The organism is Ruminococcus difficilis, assembly GCF_016680995.1.
The window spans coordinates 1-15,381 of the sequence record NZ_JAEQMG010000051.1 but is presented as its reverse complement, the minus strand read 5'-3'; the positions used below and the strand labels follow the sequence as shown (position 1 = coordinate 15,381).

At 47.5% G+C, this 15,381-nt stretch carries 23 protein-coding genes; 8 read left to right on the top strand and 15 right to left on the bottom strand.

The features are described from left to right. Positions 1-426, top strand: a 426-nt coding sequence (locus JKK62_RS06855) for a nucleoside recognition domain-containing protein (protein ID WP_279380607.1), incomplete at its 5' end; no start/stop codon positions are given. 12 nt (positions 427-438) lie between these two features. Continuing rightward, a complete protein-coding gene (locus JKK62_RS06850; protein WP_201427271.1) occupies positions 439-615 on the top strand; it encodes a FeoB-associated Cys-rich membrane protein in 177 nt (58 codons plus the stop codon). A gap of 411 nt (positions 616-1,026) precedes the next feature. Here the strand turns inward: JKK62_RS06850 and JKK62_RS06845 are convergent, their stop codons facing one another. From JKK62_RS06845 to acgA, 6 genes are all read right to left on the bottom strand, one after another. Next, positions 1,027-1,899 carry a DUF5131 family protein gene (locus JKK62_RS06845; RefSeq protein WP_201427270.1) on the bottom strand — a complete coding sequence of 291 codons (873 nt, stop codon included), beginning with the start codon at positions 1,897-1,899 and terminating at the stop codon, positions 1,027-1,029. 30 nt (positions 1,900-1,929) lie between these two features. Then, complete coding sequence (locus JKK62_RS06840; protein WP_201427269.1) at positions 1,930-2,802, bottom strand: SIR2 family NAD-dependent protein deacylase; 873 nt, start codon at positions 2,800-2,802, stop codon at positions 1,930-1,932. Continuing rightward, positions 2,747-3,514 carry a protein-ADP-ribose hydrolase gene (locus JKK62_RS06835; protein ID WP_201427268.1) on the bottom strand — a complete coding sequence of 256 codons (768 nt, stop codon included), beginning with the start codon at positions 3,512-3,514 and terminating at the stop codon, positions 2,747-2,749. The genes JKK62_RS06840 and JKK62_RS06835 overlap by 56 nt, the downstream gene beginning before the upstream one ends. 12 nt (positions 3,515-3,526) lie before the next feature. After that, the gene (locus tag JKK62_RS06830; protein ID WP_243411779.1) at positions 3,527-4,483 is read right to left on the bottom strand and encodes an alcohol dehydrogenase catalytic domain-containing protein; all 957 of its coding nucleotides are present in this window, start codon (positions 4,481-4,483) and stop codon (positions 3,527-3,529) included. Position 4,484: 1 nt separating this feature from the next. Continuing rightward, positions 4,485-5,540 carry a radical SAM/SPASM domain protein, ACGX system gene (acgM, locus tag JKK62_RS06825; RefSeq protein WP_201427267.1) on the bottom strand — a complete coding sequence of 352 codons (1,056 nt, stop codon included), beginning with the start codon at positions 5,538-5,540 and terminating at the stop codon, positions 4,485-4,487. Positions 5,541-5,622: 82 nt separating this feature from the next. Further along, complete coding sequence (gene acgA / locus JKK62_RS06820) at positions 5,623-5,787, bottom strand: ACGX-repeat peptide (protein ID WP_092976524.1); 165 nt, start codon at positions 5,785-5,787, stop codon at positions 5,623-5,625. 197 nt (positions 5,788-5,984) lie between these two features. On the opposite strand from acgA, the gene JKK62_RS06815 reads away from it, so the two are divergent. After that, entirely contained in the window at positions 5,985-6,314 is a 330-nt protein-coding gene (locus JKK62_RS06815) for a winged helix-turn-helix transcriptional regulator (RefSeq protein WP_092976527.1), read from the top strand. A 74-nt stretch (positions 6,315-6,388) separates the two neighbouring features. Here the strand turns inward: JKK62_RS06815 and JKK62_RS06810 are convergent, their stop codons facing one another. The 6 genes from JKK62_RS06810 to JKK62_RS06785 form a co-directional block, all read right to left on the bottom strand. Continuing rightward, on the bottom strand, positions 6,389-7,738 hold the full coding sequence (locus JKK62_RS06810; RefSeq protein ID WP_201427266.1) for a dihydrolipoyl dehydrogenase family protein: 1,350 nt from the start codon (positions 7,736-7,738) through the stop codon (positions 6,389-6,391). Beyond that, positions 7,726-8,118 carry a MarR family winged helix-turn-helix transcriptional regulator gene (locus JKK62_RS06805; RefSeq protein ID WP_366503136.1) on the bottom strand — a complete coding sequence of 131 codons (393 nt, stop codon included), beginning with the start codon at positions 8,116-8,118 and terminating at the stop codon, positions 7,726-7,728. The genes JKK62_RS06810 and JKK62_RS06805 overlap by 13 nt, the downstream gene beginning before the upstream one ends. Before the next feature lie 133 nt (positions 8,119-8,251). Beyond that, positions 8,252-8,764 carry a flavodoxin family protein gene (locus JKK62_RS06800; RefSeq protein ID WP_201427265.1) on the bottom strand — a complete coding sequence of 171 codons (513 nt, stop codon included), beginning with the start codon at positions 8,762-8,764 and terminating at the stop codon, positions 8,252-8,254. A gap of 1 nt (position 8,765) precedes the next feature. Beyond that, positions 8,766-9,215, bottom strand: coding sequence for a ferritin-like domain-containing protein (locus JKK62_RS06795; RefSeq protein ID WP_201427264.1), 450 nt, complete (start codon positions 9,213-9,215; stop codon positions 8,766-8,768). 147 nt (positions 9,216-9,362) lie between these two features. Then, a complete protein-coding gene (locus tag JKK62_RS06790) occupies positions 9,363-9,911 on the bottom strand; it encodes a TetR family transcriptional regulator (RefSeq protein WP_201427263.1) in 549 nt (182 codons plus the stop codon). A 46-nt stretch (positions 9,912-9,957) separates the two neighbouring features. Beyond that, positions 9,958-10,491 (bottom strand): TetR/AcrR family transcriptional regulator C-terminal domain-containing protein, encoded by a 534-nt coding sequence (locus tag JKK62_RS06785; protein WP_201427262.1) that lies wholly within the window; start codon positions 10,489-10,491, stop codon positions 9,958-9,960. Positions 10,492-10,615: 124 nt separating this feature from the next. On the opposite strand from JKK62_RS06785, the gene JKK62_RS06780 reads away from it, so the two are divergent. The 4 genes from JKK62_RS06780 to JKK62_RS06765 are packed head-to-tail and all read left to right on the top strand — an operon-like array spanning position 10,616 to position 13,534. Next, positions 10,616-11,566 (top strand): NAD(P)H-dependent flavin oxidoreductase, encoded by a 951-nt coding sequence (locus JKK62_RS06780; RefSeq protein WP_201427261.1) that lies wholly within the window; start codon positions 10,616-10,618, stop codon positions 11,564-11,566. A gap of 27 nt (positions 11,567-11,593) precedes the next feature. Further along, entirely contained in the window at positions 11,594-12,103 is a 510-nt protein-coding gene (locus tag JKK62_RS06775) for a nitroreductase family protein (protein WP_201427260.1), read from the top strand. A 10-nt stretch (positions 12,104-12,113) separates the two neighbouring features. Continuing rightward, positions 12,114-12,995 carry a radical SAM protein gene (locus JKK62_RS06770; protein WP_201427259.1) on the top strand — a complete coding sequence of 294 codons (882 nt, stop codon included), beginning with the start codon at positions 12,114-12,116 and terminating at the stop codon, positions 12,993-12,995. Beyond that, complete coding sequence (locus tag JKK62_RS06765) at positions 12,992-13,534, top strand: DUF3795 domain-containing protein (RefSeq protein WP_207752152.1); 543 nt, start codon at positions 12,992-12,994, stop codon at positions 13,532-13,534. Before JKK62_RS06770 ends, JKK62_RS06765 begins: the two co-directional genes overlap by 4 nt. A gap of 146 nt (positions 13,535-13,680) precedes the next feature. Here the strand turns inward: JKK62_RS06765 and JKK62_RS06760 are convergent, their stop codons facing one another. Beyond that, the gene (locus tag JKK62_RS06760; RefSeq protein ID WP_201427258.1) at positions 13,681-13,890 is read right to left on the bottom strand and encodes a hypothetical protein; all 210 of its coding nucleotides are present in this window, start codon (positions 13,888-13,890) and stop codon (positions 13,681-13,683) included. A gap of 53 nt (positions 13,891-13,943) precedes the next feature. Here JKK62_RS06760 and JKK62_RS06755 point away from each other — a divergent pair, with 53 nt between their 5' ends. Then, positions 13,944-14,825: an ADP-ribosylglycohydrolase family protein gene (locus JKK62_RS06755; protein WP_201427257.1), complete on the top strand. Its 882-nt coding sequence runs from the start codon at positions 13,944-13,946 to the stop codon at positions 14,823-14,825. 26 nt (positions 14,826-14,851) lie between these two features. Here the strand turns inward: JKK62_RS06755 and JKK62_RS18065 are convergent, their stop codons facing one another. Both JKK62_RS18065 and JKK62_RS06750 read right to left on the bottom strand, forming a co-directional pair. Further along, positions 14,852-15,055 (bottom strand): DUF7695 domain-containing protein, encoded by a 204-nt coding sequence (locus JKK62_RS18065; protein WP_436286300.1) that lies wholly within the window; start codon positions 15,053-15,055, stop codon positions 14,852-14,854. Positions 15,056-15,081: 26 nt separating this feature from the next. Next, on the bottom strand, positions 15,082-15,381 hold a 300-nt coding region (locus JKK62_RS06750; protein WP_207752151.1), incomplete at its 5' end, for a hypothetical protein.

Below are 15,381 nucleotides of genomic sequence, written 5' to 3'. Positions count from 1 at the left end.
AACTGGCAGGCGGCTGTCGCTTCGATCACAGGTCTTATCGCAAAGGAGAACATCGTCGGCACAATGGGCGTGCTCTACGGCGGCGGAGAACTCAGCACTTGGGCAACGCTTGCACAGGTATTCACCACTGTGACAGGCTTCTCCTTCCTTGTGTTCAACCTGCTCTGCGCTCCTTGCTTTGCGGCGATGGGCGCAATCAAGAGAGAAATGAACTCTGCGAAATGGACGGCTTTCGCTATCCTTTACCAGTGCGGTTTCGCTTATGTCATCGCCCTCTGCATAAACCAGATCGGCGGCGCGTTCACGGGCAACTTAAACGTTATCGGCTTGATCATCTCAATTCTCCTGATCGCGTTTATGCTGTTTATGCTCTTCAAACCGTACAAGGAAGCGAATAAACTGACAAAGAAGGTCAAAATAAAGTAAGGAGTCGAGCGTATGATTCAATGGATCATAAGCAATATCTGGACAATCATAATCTGCGCCGTGCTGATCGGCATTGTTGCCGCGATCATCATTAGTATGGTCAGAAAAAAGAAGCAGGGCAAATCAGTCGTCTGCAACTGCGGCAACTGCAAGAACTGCGCTATGAGCGGCTCATGTCATAAACGATAAGCTCTAAAACAGCAAAAAGCCCGATAAAATCGGGCTTTTTCTGGTGCGGATAACATATGTTTCAGCTTTCTAAGCCCTCCAGCTCGTTTTATGCGGCGTGAGCGAGGCTATAAGTCAGCGTAGCTCTCTCACTAAAAACGTCACACAGTGACGTTTTTGCCTTCGGCACGCTCGCCTTCAAGTCCGGTTACCTGCTTTTACCAAACAAAAAAGACCCCTTTTTGGGGTCTTTTTGTTTGGTGCAGGTAACAGGACTTGAACCTGCATGAAATTGCTTTCACATGGACCTGATGGTTACACCACGTCGGTGAAACCTTATTTTTCCCATTCCTATGCGATTTGTTGGGTGTAGTATAGCATAGAGCAGTGGGTAAGTCAAGAGGTTTATTTTACTCAATGCGGTGTTATAAATCAATCGCATTTCCCGCAACGTGTACAGCCGTTGCAGATGATCTTCATTCCGCAGGTTTGGCATTTATCGCCGAAATACGGCTTGTAACGTCTTTCTTCGGAAATCGGCATACCGAGCAAGTTACTGAGCTTGAAATCTATCGGATTGCCCTTGAAGCTCAGTCCCGATTTATACGCCTGATTCGCCTGTAACTCACTGCCCTCGATTTGATAGGTCTTGCCGTCCTTGACGAAACGTCTGCCTGTGCCGATAAAGGCAAAGGTGACGTTATATTCCTCACACTCGTCACGGAGCCGCTTTACCCACTCATAATGACACGGACGGGCTCCTGCGTAATTTTCGCCGTCGCAGATCACCTGTTCAAGCTGTCCGCTTTTGAGGTAATCTTTAATGCTAATCTCACCTATAAACGGTGCGCACATAATACCCTTGTGCTTGAACGGCAGTGAAAGCAAAATCGGGATACGCTCGTCGGCACGCTTTTGATTCTCACAGCTGACGTTGAAAAAGACATTCTCCCAACCGTCGCCCCAATCAAAGGGCAGACAATCCTGTACCCTCTCGGGGCGTTTGGTCAGCAGAAAGAATACTACATCGGGACGTTGACGGATGATGTTCCACGCTTCATCACGCCATTCGTCCGCTTCCTCAAGGAAAAAGTCGGAGGTCATACACACGCGGAGCTGTTCGCCGCTTTTGACTTTGTATTGTCCGCTTCTGTCCTTCGACAGCGGATAGTTGAAGCCCGCTTTTGTGCGATAGATATCCGCACCGTTCTTGCCGCGCTGCGCGTCAAGAAAGTACATATAACAGTTCGCGCAGCCCTCGCTGCACTTTTTACAGCCGTGCCACGGATTCCAGATGTCGTGCATAACCTCACCTCCCTTTTCGGAATACAACTATTAGGTCAAATCTTCAATAACCTTGCCGATGTCGGCGTTGATACAAACGGATTGGCCTGCGATCTCATCGGGGCAGAAGCTCTCACCGAGATTGATACAAGCATAAACGGCATTTTCATTCTGTGCCGTCAGCTGCCAAAACGGGTATTTAATAATGCCGGGCGTATTTCCGCCTACGCCCAATTCAAGATAAACGACGTTCTTATTTCTGTTCTTCTCGATAAAGGTGTTGTACCGTTCAGCCGCCCTGTGCCAGCCCTCGTCCTCGACAAATCTATCGTCGGAGCGCAGGTTCATTGTCATCGGCTTTCCGCATACAGGACAGTGTGGGCTCAGCTCAGACGGGACTTTCATATTCTCCTGCTGTTCGATCATTGATATTACCGCATCATAGTTATCGTAGGTCTTGTCGTGACAGGGAACGGAGCATTGGAACAAACCGTAATCGCCCTGCGTGTAGAACAGCCGCTCCTTATCGAAGCCTGCAAGCTGGAATTGGTGATCGACATTCGTCGTCAGGACAAAGTAGTTTTTATTCTTAACAATCTTCAAAAGATCATCATACACAGGCTTAGGCGCTTTTTCGTAGCGGTTGATTGAAATAAAACGGCTCCAATATGCCCAGAACACCTCCAGAGGATAGCGCATCACCATAAAGCCGCCGGAATACATATCGGCGATTCCGTATCTCTCGGCAAAGTCGGAAAAGTGCTTGTAAAACCGCTCGCCCGAATAGGTAAAGCCTGCCGAGGTTGACAGTCCTGCTCCCGCGCCGATGACAACAGCGTCGGCGTTGTTTAGTTTATCTTTGATTTGCTCAATCTGCTGAGAGTAATTCTCGGTAGATTTGTTTATCTGAATCTTTGAAAACATTGAATATCACCTCGATTTCGTGTTCCTTCTGATATTCTTTGACTGCTTTAACTGCGATTTGTGCCGCTTCTTTTTGCGGAAATCCGAAAACTCCCGTTGAGATACAACAGAAAGCGATACTCCTGCAGCCGTTTTCCTCAGCGAGTTTCAGGCAGGAGAGATAACAGCTTTTTAGCAGTTCGCAGTCCTCGCCGGTCAGCCTTCCACCGACGATCGGTCCGACGGTGTGAATAATATATTTGCAAGGCAGATTATAGGCAGGCGTGATCTTTGCCTGACCTGTTGGCTCGTCAAACCCCTGTTCCGTCATTATTTCATAGCATTTGCAGCGCAGTTGTACGCCTGCGTATGTGTGGATCACGTTGTCGATACAACCGTGACAGGGATTGAAACAGCCGAGCATCTGACTGTTGGCGGCGTTGACGATAGCGTCACATTTCAGCGTGGTGATATCGCCCTGCCAAAGATAGATGCCTTTCTGAATTGTTTCTAAATCCGCAATGTCAGTAATACCCTTTCGCCTGTTCTCTTCCTGCAAATACGCGTCTTGGATTTGCAAAAAGTCATCTGTAACTGCCTTCGGCATACGGATATTGAACAGTGAGCGAAGCAGTCGCTTTTGATTATACTCGTCTGTAGGTATTTCAATTCTTTCTCCGCGTTCGGATAAAAGAGTATTGATTAAAAACAATCGTCTTTCTGTCTGCGTCATAACATCACCTTCTCAAACTTCTACTACTATTTTACCATTCACCTTTCCGCTGTCAAGAGCGATACAAGCGTCTTTGATGTGTTCAAAATCATATGTCGCTCCGATAAGCGGCTTCAGATGATGCTCGTCCATAAAGCTGAAAATATCCTGTATCATTTTCTGCTTCGGATAGTTGCTGAAAAAGCCTGTCAGGTACACACCGTTGGGAATATCCTTGATCGGGTCGAAGCCGTTCCACTCATACACCTTGCCAAGCACGCCTGTGTTGCAGACAACCGCTCCTTCGTCAAGAGCGAACATCGTATCTCTGAGAGTTTTGATACCGACTAATTCAAGCGCCTTAGTAACACCGCTGACCTTGCCCTTTATAGTGCCGTCATCAAGAATACGCTCGTCACAGCCTGCTTGTTCCAAAAGTGAGAGTTTATCATCTTTATGTGTTGTTCCTACGACTTTACAGCCGAGCGCCTTTGCAAGCTGAATGGCAACATAGCCGAGAGCACAAGTCGCGCCTCTGATCAGAAGTTTATCATCAGGCGTAAGCCGCAGGCATTGAAACAGCGATCCCCAAGCTGTAAAGTAGGTTTCGGGGATCGCTCCCATTTCCGTCCAAGACAGATTACTCTCAACAGGGAAAACGTGATGGACAGGAAGCAAAGCGTATTCAGCGTAACTGCCGCCAAAAGAACGTCCCATACCGCCCATCAGAGCGACGACCTTCTGACCGATTTTCAATCCGCTGTCGGACGGGTCGGCGATTTCTCCGACACATTCAATACCCGGGATGATCGGTTTGTTGATATAGTCATTTTCTATTTCAAATTCTCTTAAAACCTGTTCCGAGTGATTCAGTCCGAACGCTTTGATTTTTACAAGCACCCAACCGGGCTTTACCGTGGGCACTTCTACCTCTGACAGAACGATAGCCTCTGCCTTTGTCGGCTTTGTCAATACAACTGCTTTCATCATCTCACCCCTCAATCAGTCCATTCTCTACACTTGCCCAGCACTGCGGATCATCGGCGTAGAAGTCGCCGTTTGTACCTTTTGCTACTGCAGGACAACCTCTGCACCACGCAAGCAGCTTGCACCTTGAACACTTGTTGAATTTATCGAAATCTCTGTAATACTCCATCGAAGTCAGCCAAACATCCGCAAGCCTGTCCTCAAACACGTTGCCGACCTTGCTGTCCGCTACTCTGCGGCAGGCGAAAATATCGCCTGTCGGAAGTATCGTAATATGACACGCTCCGCAGTTACAGCCGCCGTAAATCATACCTTTCTCGGCATTTTCGGGAAACGTAAACTCGCCTGTTTCATATTCATAAAGCGTCCAGAGGTGGTCTTTTTTATTGAAATAGGTTTGACAGCCCTCGGCTTCATACTCCTTGAACTTCTTGTCGCAGGCGGCAAGCAAGCAGCGGTACTCCTGCGCCGTCATACTCGCGTCAAGGTCGCCTCCGCTCGGCACATAACGGGCGAAGGCAAATACATTCGCTCCGGCTTCTGCAACCGCGTCGATAATGCCCGTGACCTCGCTCATATTTGTCTTGGAAACCGTCGTCATAATCACGGAACGGATGCCGGCCTTGTTAATGCACTTGACCTTTTCGAGAGTACAGTCATATGAGCCGGGCTTTCTGAACCAGTCGTGTGTTTCACGCAAACCGTCAAGCGAGAGCTGATATTTCTCGCAGCCGAACCATTTTAACTCTCTGCACACTTGGTCGTTGAGGTGGAACGGATTGCCGAGGATCGTGAATTTAATGTCGTGATCGTGAAACAGCTCCAGCAGCCGCCAGAAGTCAGGATGTAAAATCGGATCGCCGCCCGTCAGATAAAAGTACGGCATGCGCCCGAACACCTCGCAGAAGTCAAGGCAGTTGTAGAAGGTGTCCTGTATCTGTTCCCAAGTCATTGATTTCAGGCAACTGTGCTTACCGTCTGAGAAGATATAACAGTGCTTGCAGCGCTGGTCGCACTCGTCTGTGATATGCCATTGAAAAGAAAAATACGGTTTACTCATAATAATTACCTCATATATTAACAACCTAAGTTGATGATTATATAATTGCCCTCCGAGTAATCAGAGGGCATTACGGACAAAATTATTTGTCACCTGCGCCGCAGGCTGAACCGCAAGCACTTACCTTTTCGGCTGTGCCGCAGGCGGAAGCCTTCTCTGCAGTACCGCAAGCCGAAGCCTTTTCAGCAGTTCCGCAAGCAGAAGATTTACCGCCCTTTGTCCAAGAAGCAATGTTGGATAATGCCATAATCGTTCTCCTTTCGTTTATTTGCAGCGTTTTATTGCTTACAAGTTTATTTTACAGTACGGAGAACAACATCACAAGTACGCACTTTTCTATTACATAGTCACCTTTTTGTAACTACTCGACAATTCGGCTTAGGTCTGTTATACTGTATTCAGATATAAATATTACACTATTTTATATACCAACGGAGGTGCGTTATGAAAACCAAAGCCGAGTTACCCGATTGTCCCGTAGCAACAACCGTCAGCCTGATCGGAAGCAAATGGAAGCTGCTGATCCTGCGGAATCTTCTCGTCAGACCGTGGCGGTTCAATGAGCTGCGCAAAAGCCTTGACGGAATCAGCCAGAAGGTGCTGACCGACAGCCTGCGTTCGATGGAGGAGGACGGTATCATCACCCGCACCGTTTATCCCGAGGTGCCACCGAGAGTTGAGTATGCCCTGAGCGATCTCGGCGAGAGTATGCGCCCGATCATCAAGTCGATGGAAACGTTTGGGATCGATTATAAGGAACAGTTTGAAAAATAATAACGACCGATAAAATGAGCAGGACAGCAAAGAAACTGTCCTGCTCATTTTATTATGGAGTGGTATATATGTTTTTATTGAATTGGTTGCAGCAGCGGAATCAAAGTACTGATGAGCATATAGGTTTGTGTCGGGAAAGCAAAGATCATATTGCGCAGCTCTGTCCCTGTCATTTTCTTGTTGATGATGAGCGTCAGGAAATCGATCCATGTGCCTGCCTCGCTGCCATAGAGCGCCGCACCGGCAAGATAGCCTTCCTTGTTAATGATATAGGTCATCTCGATATCCAATTCTCGGTTATTGACCCATTCGTTCATCTTGCCGTAGGGGATCTCGACAACTCTGTACTGATCGGGAGCGGCTTTTGCTTCATCAACCGTCACGCCGATCTGTGCGATACGCGGAAGTGTAAAGACCAGATTTGGCACAGCCGGATAACAAATTGGCGCGTCGCTGAGACCGAGAATTTGCGAAGCGATATAGTTCGATTCAAATTCAGCGGTCGGCGTCAGCTTCGGAATGGTTTTGTCGATTGCGTCGCCGCTGACATAGATGTTCTTCACGCTTGTACGCAGATGGTCGTCAACAACGATACCTCTGCGGCTCGCTTCGATCCCAAGCTCCTCTAATCCTAAGTCCTCGATGTTAGTGACTCTGCCTGTTGCGTCGAGCACATAGTCGCCCTCGACAGAGAGTCCGTTCTTCGTCATGACCTTAAAGCCGGCATTGGTCTTTTCCACGCCGCAGACGGCTTCATAGAAGTGGAAGTCAGCACCATGAGCAGTCATTTTTTCAACAAGGTTATTGACATACTTTTCGGGATAAGCGGCAAGCGCGCGAGGCGCATATTCGATAAAAGTGACCTTTTTTCCGAGTGTGAGCGCCATCGAGGCAAACTCCATCGAGATGATTCCCGCACCGATACAGATCAGGTGCTCGGGCATCTCTTCAATATCCAAAAATTCACGGCTGCCGTGCAGAAATTCCTTGCCGGGGATATCCAGCTGCGCGTTGCGCTGTCCTACGCCGAGTACGATATACTCAGCCTTTAAGGTTTGATTGCCTGCCTGTACGGTATGCGCGTCGATCAGCTTGCCGCGCTCGCGGATAAAGGTGATGCCTGCTTGCTCAAACATACCGCCGAGCATAACGGGGAACGGCGCGAAATGCGCCTTTTTATATTCCATCAGCTTTTTCCAGTCGATGTCTCCTGCGTTATCCACGCATAAGCCCTTATAACGCTCCAAGCCCTCAACGAACTCAAACGGTCCGTCTAAAAGAATTTTCGCGTCACAACCGTAGTTGGTACAGGTACCGCCCGCGACGTCATGGTCAAGGATCGCTACCTTCTTGCCTGCCGCCGAAAGGGTGACCGCGCCGTGCCAGCATGCGTGACCGCTGCCGAGATAAATTACATCATACATTTTTCTTCCTCCTGTTCAATTCCGTTCATTTTTAATAATGCTGAATCTAACAACAGCTTTAACTGTTTCAGCTCTGCTTTGGATAAGGGAATACACCCCTGCATTTCTTCGGGTACAGCTATCGCGTTTTCCTTGAGCGCTTCTCCCGCATTTGTTAGCGTTACCAGCAGCTTGCGCTCGTTGCTCTCCAGCCGGCTGCGTGTAAGCAGGCCTTGTTTTTCAAGCCGTTTGAGCAAAGGCGCGAGCGTGCCCGAATCCAGATGAACGATCTTACCCAGCTCGCCCTCGGTGATATCGCCCTGTTCCCACAGCACCATCATCACCACATACTGCGTGTAGGTGAGGTTTAGCTTTTCGAGCGGCTTGCGGTAAAGACGGATAACCTCCTTAGAGCAGGCGTACAGCGGGAAACAAAGTTGATTTTCGAGCTTTATGGCGTCGTAATTTTTGATGAAATATCACCTCTTTATGCATAATAAGGCTGTCGAAGAGAACGACAGCCTTATATCATTTTTACAGTGCTTTTGCAAACTCTCGGATCTCGTTCATCTTTGCTTCGGATTTATTCTCGTCTCCTGCGGCGGTGAAGATACCGGCGTTCTCGATGCCCATATAACCAATCATATTCTGATAGGTCACGATCGCGCCCTCGCCGGTGTCAGGTGAGCCGGAGCTGATCAGCAGGGCGGCTTTCTTTGCCTTCGGAGTCTTGCCGATCGCGTAAACACGCTGCATCGCAGCGCTGAGCTGTGCTGTCACATCAAAATAGTAGACCGGCGAAGCGTAAACGATCATATCCGCGTCAAGATAGGCAGGCATGACCTTATCCATATCATCCTTCTGGATACACTTGCCATCACCCTTGGTGTGGCAATACTCACAGCCCATACAGCCGCCTATCTTCATCTTGCCGACATGGAGCACTTCAACCTTATGTCCGGCTTCTTTTGCACCCTCACAAAACGCATCGACCATTGCGGATGTATTCTGTTTTCTCGGGCTTCCGTTCAGAATCGCTATTTTCATATCAGTCACCTAACATTTCGATAATATAGTTCTCCATACCAATCTGCTCGATCAGGCAGAGATGACCCTTGACCCAGTTGTAGTGATCCTGTTCGTCGATGATGAACTCCTCGATCATGCGTTTGGTAACATAGTCGTCGTCAAACATAGCAAGGGATTTTGACATCATCGGCAGCGCTTCTGCGGAATCCTTGCAGTCATATTCTAGCATCTCTTTGATGTCGGTTATTACGGGATAGGCTTCGATCTCTACAACAGGGGTCTCGCCCAGATCGATGAGTCTGGCGTTAACCTTTTTTGCTTCCTCCCACTCTTCGTCGGACTCAGCCATAATTTTGTCGGCAAGCTTGTTAAGACCTCTTGCCTTTAAGAGCTGAGCGTGAATGGAATGCTGCTGAGAGTTGCCGAACCAGCCCTTTGCGAATGATTTTAACAGTTCGATTTTTGTCATTTGAATTACCTCCGTCAATATTTATTGTCCGCTTTATGGTTGCGCACAACTTGTTATTTACAGAATACCTTATAATCCAAATAAATACAATTCAGAAACTTGCGATAATTTCTCATTTTGAGAAAATTATCGTAAATCCTCTCATTTTCAGTACAGATATGGCCGGAGCTGCTGTGGCAGCGTGTTTTCGTATATCTCAGCGAGTGTTTCAAAATCTGCCTCAAATTGTCCGAGCAGCCAGTCGCAGGTCAGCGCCACGGTCCCATGACAGTACATCCGTATATACATATCTGTTTTTGTGCTGATTTCATCGACATTCGCGGCGTTTTGGATTTTAAGCTTCAAGCTCATATAGTTGATCTGTGACATATTGCGGACAAAGCTCATATATCCGGTGGTATGCAGAAGAAGATTAGACAGATAATCTCGGTGCTTTTCATAATACTCTGCGGCGTTAGTCAGTGCCTTTTTCCATGACGATTCATCATACTCGACCTTCTTCATGATCTCTTCCACATCACGCGAATACGCCCATGCGATCAAATCGTATTTATCGTTAAAATGCCGATAAAAGGTCGCTACCGAATAACCGCAGTTTTCGGTAATATCCTTCACTGTGATTTTGTTGATCTTCTTTGTCTTCGCCAGCTCTCTAAACGATTCAGCGAGGAGCTCTTTTGCTGTCATTCGTTTCATTTCTGATCACCCTGTTCATTTTACACTACCATTATAATAAAATATTTTATTTCTGTCCATACATCAAAGCAGAATAAAGCTCCTGTGGCATTGAGTTGAACATCATTTCGACGACTACCTCTGCGGAGGTGGTGTTGTCGTATAACAGCCACTCCTTTGTCATACCCACAGACCCATAACAGTAGTGGCGAATACTGAATTTGAGCTGTGTATCGAGCACTTCGGTATGCAGCTTTTCTTTTGCGATTTTTTCATAACGCTGCACAAAGTATTCGAGCATATATGCCCATAGAGCGTTTTGAGACGAGTCCTCATAGGCGCGCTTGTAGAACAGAAAATCCCGCTTCATCTGCTTCATACTTTCGGCGGCTGACTCGACAGAAACAATATCGGTCTTATTAGCCGATTGAAAGAAGATCCACGCAACCAAATCGTACTTGTCCTTGAAATGATAGTAGAATGTCGGGCGCTCGATCTCCGCCGCCCTGCAGATCTCTGTCACGCGGATCTTGTCGATTGGCTTTTGCTTCATTAATTCTTTCATTTTGTCCGCTATCCAAAGCTTTGTGATCTCAGCCATCTTATCCTCTTTTCTTACAAAGTCCTAATTCTGTAATATAACTTATCACAATTATATTTCTGTAAGTGGAAATTGTCAATCTTTTCGGGTAAAATAAAGATAACAAATTGAAAGGATTGATTGTATGAACCGTGTATGTGAAATCTTAAATATCGAATATCCCGTTATTCAGGGCCCTATGGCGTGGATCACCTCGTCCGAGCTTGTTGCCGCTGTATCAAACGCAGGCGGTCTGGGCGTTCTGGGAACAAGCGCAGACTCAGTTGAAATTGTCCGCGGAATCCCCGATAGTGTAGAGGAAATGCGCAAGGCGATCCGCAACACCAAGGCGCTGACCGACAAGCCGTTCGGAATCAACGTATTCCCCGAAGCAGGCGATCCTTACGGTTTCAGCAAGGCGATGATCGAACTGGCGAAGGAAGAAGGCGTGATGATCCTTGTCGTTGCCGGAAATGTATCTCCCGATGAGATCAGACAGTGGAAAGAAGATGGCTTCACTGTGATCATGCGCGAGGCGAATCCCTCTGTCAGAGGTGCGATCGAAGCCGAGAAAGCCGGTGCGGATATTATCGTAGCGACAGGCTGCGACGAGGGCGGTTGTATGCCTTCTCTCTCGACAGGTACAACTGCCGCGACTGCTCTGCTCAGCGAGTATGTCAGCATTCCGGTTCTTGCCGCGGGCGGTATAGTCAATGAGAAGATGGCAAAAGCCGCACAAGTTGTCGGAGCAGAGGGCGTATTTGTCGGCACACGTTTTATTCTTTCCGAGGAATGCCGTGCCGCAGATAAAACCAAGCAAGATATTTTGAATACCCATCCCGATGATTTTCTTGTATTCACGCAAAGCTATGGATATTCAAAATGGAGAACCGTGCCGAACAAAATCGGCAGAGAGGGTATTGAAGCGAACAACAACGGCGACTTCAACCCGCCTTCGGGCAGCTTCTTCTACGGTATGCTCAAGGGCGACCCCGACGCGGGGGTCAACACCGTTTGCAATGTCGCAAGCCTTGTAAAGTCGATCGACCCGTGCAAGAAGATCGTAAAGGAATTAGGTAGTATTTTTGTAGAGTAAGAAGGTTTTGATATAAACTTTTTTGAATTGGCAAGAGATAGATATTCCGAGCGCAACTTTGACAGCAGACCGGTTGAGCAGGAAAAGATCGATAAGATTTTGGAAGCCGGAAGAATCGTGCCGACAGCCTGCAACTACCAGCCGCAGCGGTTCTATGTGCTTAAAAGTGAGCAGGCGCTTGCTACCGCAAAAACGGTCACGCCATTCACCTATAAAGCGCCGCTGATGATATTGGTTTGCTATGATATAAATACCGTCTGGACAAATCCGCAAGATAGCTATTATCAGAATTATAACTCAGGCGAACAGGACGCGTCTATTGCCGCGACAACGATGATGTACGAGGCTGAGGAGCTCGGCGTTCACTCTATCTGGATTCGCGGCTTTGACTCTAAAGCAGTCGTCGAAGCCTTTCATCTGCCCGATAATATGATCCCCGTGATGTTCCTCGGACTCGGTTATCCGAACGAAAAATCCAAGGCGCACGCATGGCATTACCGCAACAAGCCGATAGAAGAAATGGCAGTTGAACTGTAAGGAGGGCGTTATGCATTTTACAGGAACCGTTTACCGCAATCCATATTGGCCCACTTTTCCGCTGTTGGAGATCACGCAGGGCTGCACGCACAACAAATGCAAGTTCTGCACAATGTACCGCGACGTTCCTTTCAGGATGTCCCCTATTGAACATATCGAGGAAGATTTGCAGGAAATCGCGGCTATTAAGCCAGACGCAACGACAATTCAGTTATTGAGCGCAAATCCGCTTGCACTTTCATTTGACAAATTAGAGCCGATACTTGTGATGATAAACAGGTATCTTCCCCAGATGGAATATATCTACGCCGCGACCCGCGTTACTGATATTCGCAACAAGACCGTTGAAGAATTGAAGAAAATGCGTGAGCTCGGAGTGAAGGAGATATCTCTCGGCGTTGAAAGCGGCGACGATTGGACGCTCGACCGCATCAACAAGGGCTATCACGCCTCGGACATTATCGAGCAGTGCAACAAGCTGCACGAAGCCGGTATAGACTTCTGGATGTCGTTTCTCAACGGAGTTGGCGGCAAAGAGTACAGCCGCGACCATGCTATCAATTCAGCAAGGATTTTCAGTCAGTGTAAGCCGATGTTGGTAGGTACAGGCGGACTTGTGCTGTTCCCCGGAACTCCGCTCTTGGAAGAAGCGCAGCGCGGAGAATTTACGCCGCTTTCCGAAAAGGAAATGCTGGAAGAGCTACTGCTGTTTGTTGAAAATTTGACCTGTGATTGCACCTTCATCACCCACCATACCGTCTCAGGTAAAAACCTGACGGGTCCGGATTTTCTACAGCGAAAGGACAAGATTGTCACGGCGCTGAAGAACGAGATCGAGCACGGCGATATGGATATGCTCGCTGCGATCAGAAGAAATAAGAGGACTCTATGATAAAAGATTTTATCAGAACAGACAATCAATTTTCACTTTGCGGACTTAATTGCGGACTATGTCCGTATCAGCTTCAAGGCAATTGCCCGGGGTGCTTTGCTGACAGTCCATGTGCACGGATATGTCCGATAGCTCCTTGCAGTGTAAAGCACGGCAACGTCCAATATTGTTTTGAGTGCGAGGAATATCCCTGCGAAAAGTATGACGGTATTGATCAATATGATTCGCTGATCTCACACAAAAATCAAAAGAAAGATTTAGAAAAAGCAAAGCAAATCGGTATAGATAAATACCTTGCCGAGCAAACAGATAAGAAATGGATATTGAACCGCCTGCTCAGTGAGTATGACGATGGCAGAAAGGATGTGTTCTTCTGCCTTGCGGTAAACTTAATGGAACTTGACGATTTATACTCCATTCTCGCAGAAGCGGACAGTGTAACAATAGAAATGCCGTTATCTGAAAAAGCTGCGATCATGAAGCAAATGCTCATCGCTGCCGCCAAAAAGAAAAAAATCACGCTTGAATTGCGAAGATAAAAATATGCCGATTAGGGAAACCGATGAAGCGCCTGCGTCGCGTGGCTTGTGCGCCTCTATCAAAAAATGACAACATAATAAAAAATAAAATCACAACCCCGCTGCCGGATAACACTTTACCGTTATCTGACAACGGGTCTTTTTTGTTATATGGACTTTTTTAGTTTGGCTATAGCCCTCTCACAAACCCGCTTTGCTGTATCCGCATCGCTAAAGCCGTGATTGGTGGCGATGTCGGTATAGGGCAGCGGCTTGATTGGTTTTTCTTTCGGATTTCCGTTTTCGTCTAAATCATTCTTGTCAGCGTAGCGAGTGCTGAAACATTCCGGGCAAAAGCCGAGGTGTTGGGCGAGCATTATCTTCTCCGTATATTCTAAGCCGTCATACCGATATTTAAGGAGTGTTGTTTATGGTTGGAGCAATTGTCGGTGACATAGTCGGATCAAGATATGAGTGGAATAATATAAAAACAAAAACGTTTCCGTTGTTTGGCAAGGGCTGCCGTTTTTCGGATGATACTGTCATGACGATTGCGGTTGCTGAGGCGGTTATGAACGGAGGGGAGAGAGATGATTTTATCGACGCCATGAAAAAATACGGGCGCATGTTCCCTCGCGCGGGGTATGGCGGCAGATTCTATTCATGGCTGTTTAGCGATAATCGCGAACCGTATAACAGTTTTGGGAACGGTTCCGCTATGCGTGTTTCTCCCTGCGGCTGGATTATGGATTGCGGCTTTACGGCAAGAACAGGATTTTTTCCTTCTAATGCCAGAGAAATGGCAAAGCTGTCAGCTGAGGTGACCCATAACCATCCGGAGGGGATAAAAGGCGCGCTGGCAACGGCGGATGCTATTTTCTTGGCTCGTTATTATTTTGGCGGGTATTGCGGTGATTATGAAGAGGCAATCAATGATGATCCTGCAGAATGCAAAAAGCGTATCAAGGAATTCATCGAAAATGAGCATGGGTATAATCTTTCACGCACGCTGGATGAGATTCGCCCCGATTATCGTTTTGATGTATCCTGTCAGGGAAGCGTGCCGCAGGCAATTATCGCTTTTCTGGAAAGCACGGACTTTGAGGACGCGATACGAAACGCCATATCTCTCGGTGGAGACAGCGATACAATCGGCGCTATAACCGGAAGTATTGCTGAAGCCGCATACGGTATCCCCGAATGGATTGAAAAGACAGCAGTTTCATATTTAGATAAACCGTTGGTTGATGTGCTTGATCGGTGGAAAAAATTTACTACAAAAAATAAGCCGGATGGTAAAGGAAGCCTCTGAACCTTGTTGGGATCAGAGGCTTTTTGTCAACGCTTTTTCAGTATCCTTGTAATAGACAGCTCCGTAAAATCTTCGGGGCTGTTTTTAAAGCAACGCCGTAAATAACAATGACCGCCATCAACGGAAACGCTACCACAGGAGCATGTCTTGTAATTGTGGAGATGTGTACTTTCAATTATGTCACCGCAATGCTTACACTGTATGGAGTTTTTTATGATTATTTGGTTCATTTCTGCTTTCCATCCTCAGTTCCTTTTTATGCTGCGGGGTCGAAGCACTCGGGGTTTTCCTCGGGAGTGACAACAAGCCGGTAACGGTTGCCGTTTTCATCGATGTTTTGATCCAATAAACGCAGCAGCGTCAACTTGTGCAGCGAGGCGTAGGTGTAGGAGACAGAATAATTCAGAGTGGCGATAAACATATCCGAGGAGAATTCATCACATCCGAAAGCCTCATAGATTGCGGTCAGCGTTTTCTTTTGAGTCGGACGAAGCTCGGGGCAAAGCTCTTTGTTCATAGAATAGCAGTCCGGCGACTCCTTACTGATGAGCCCGAG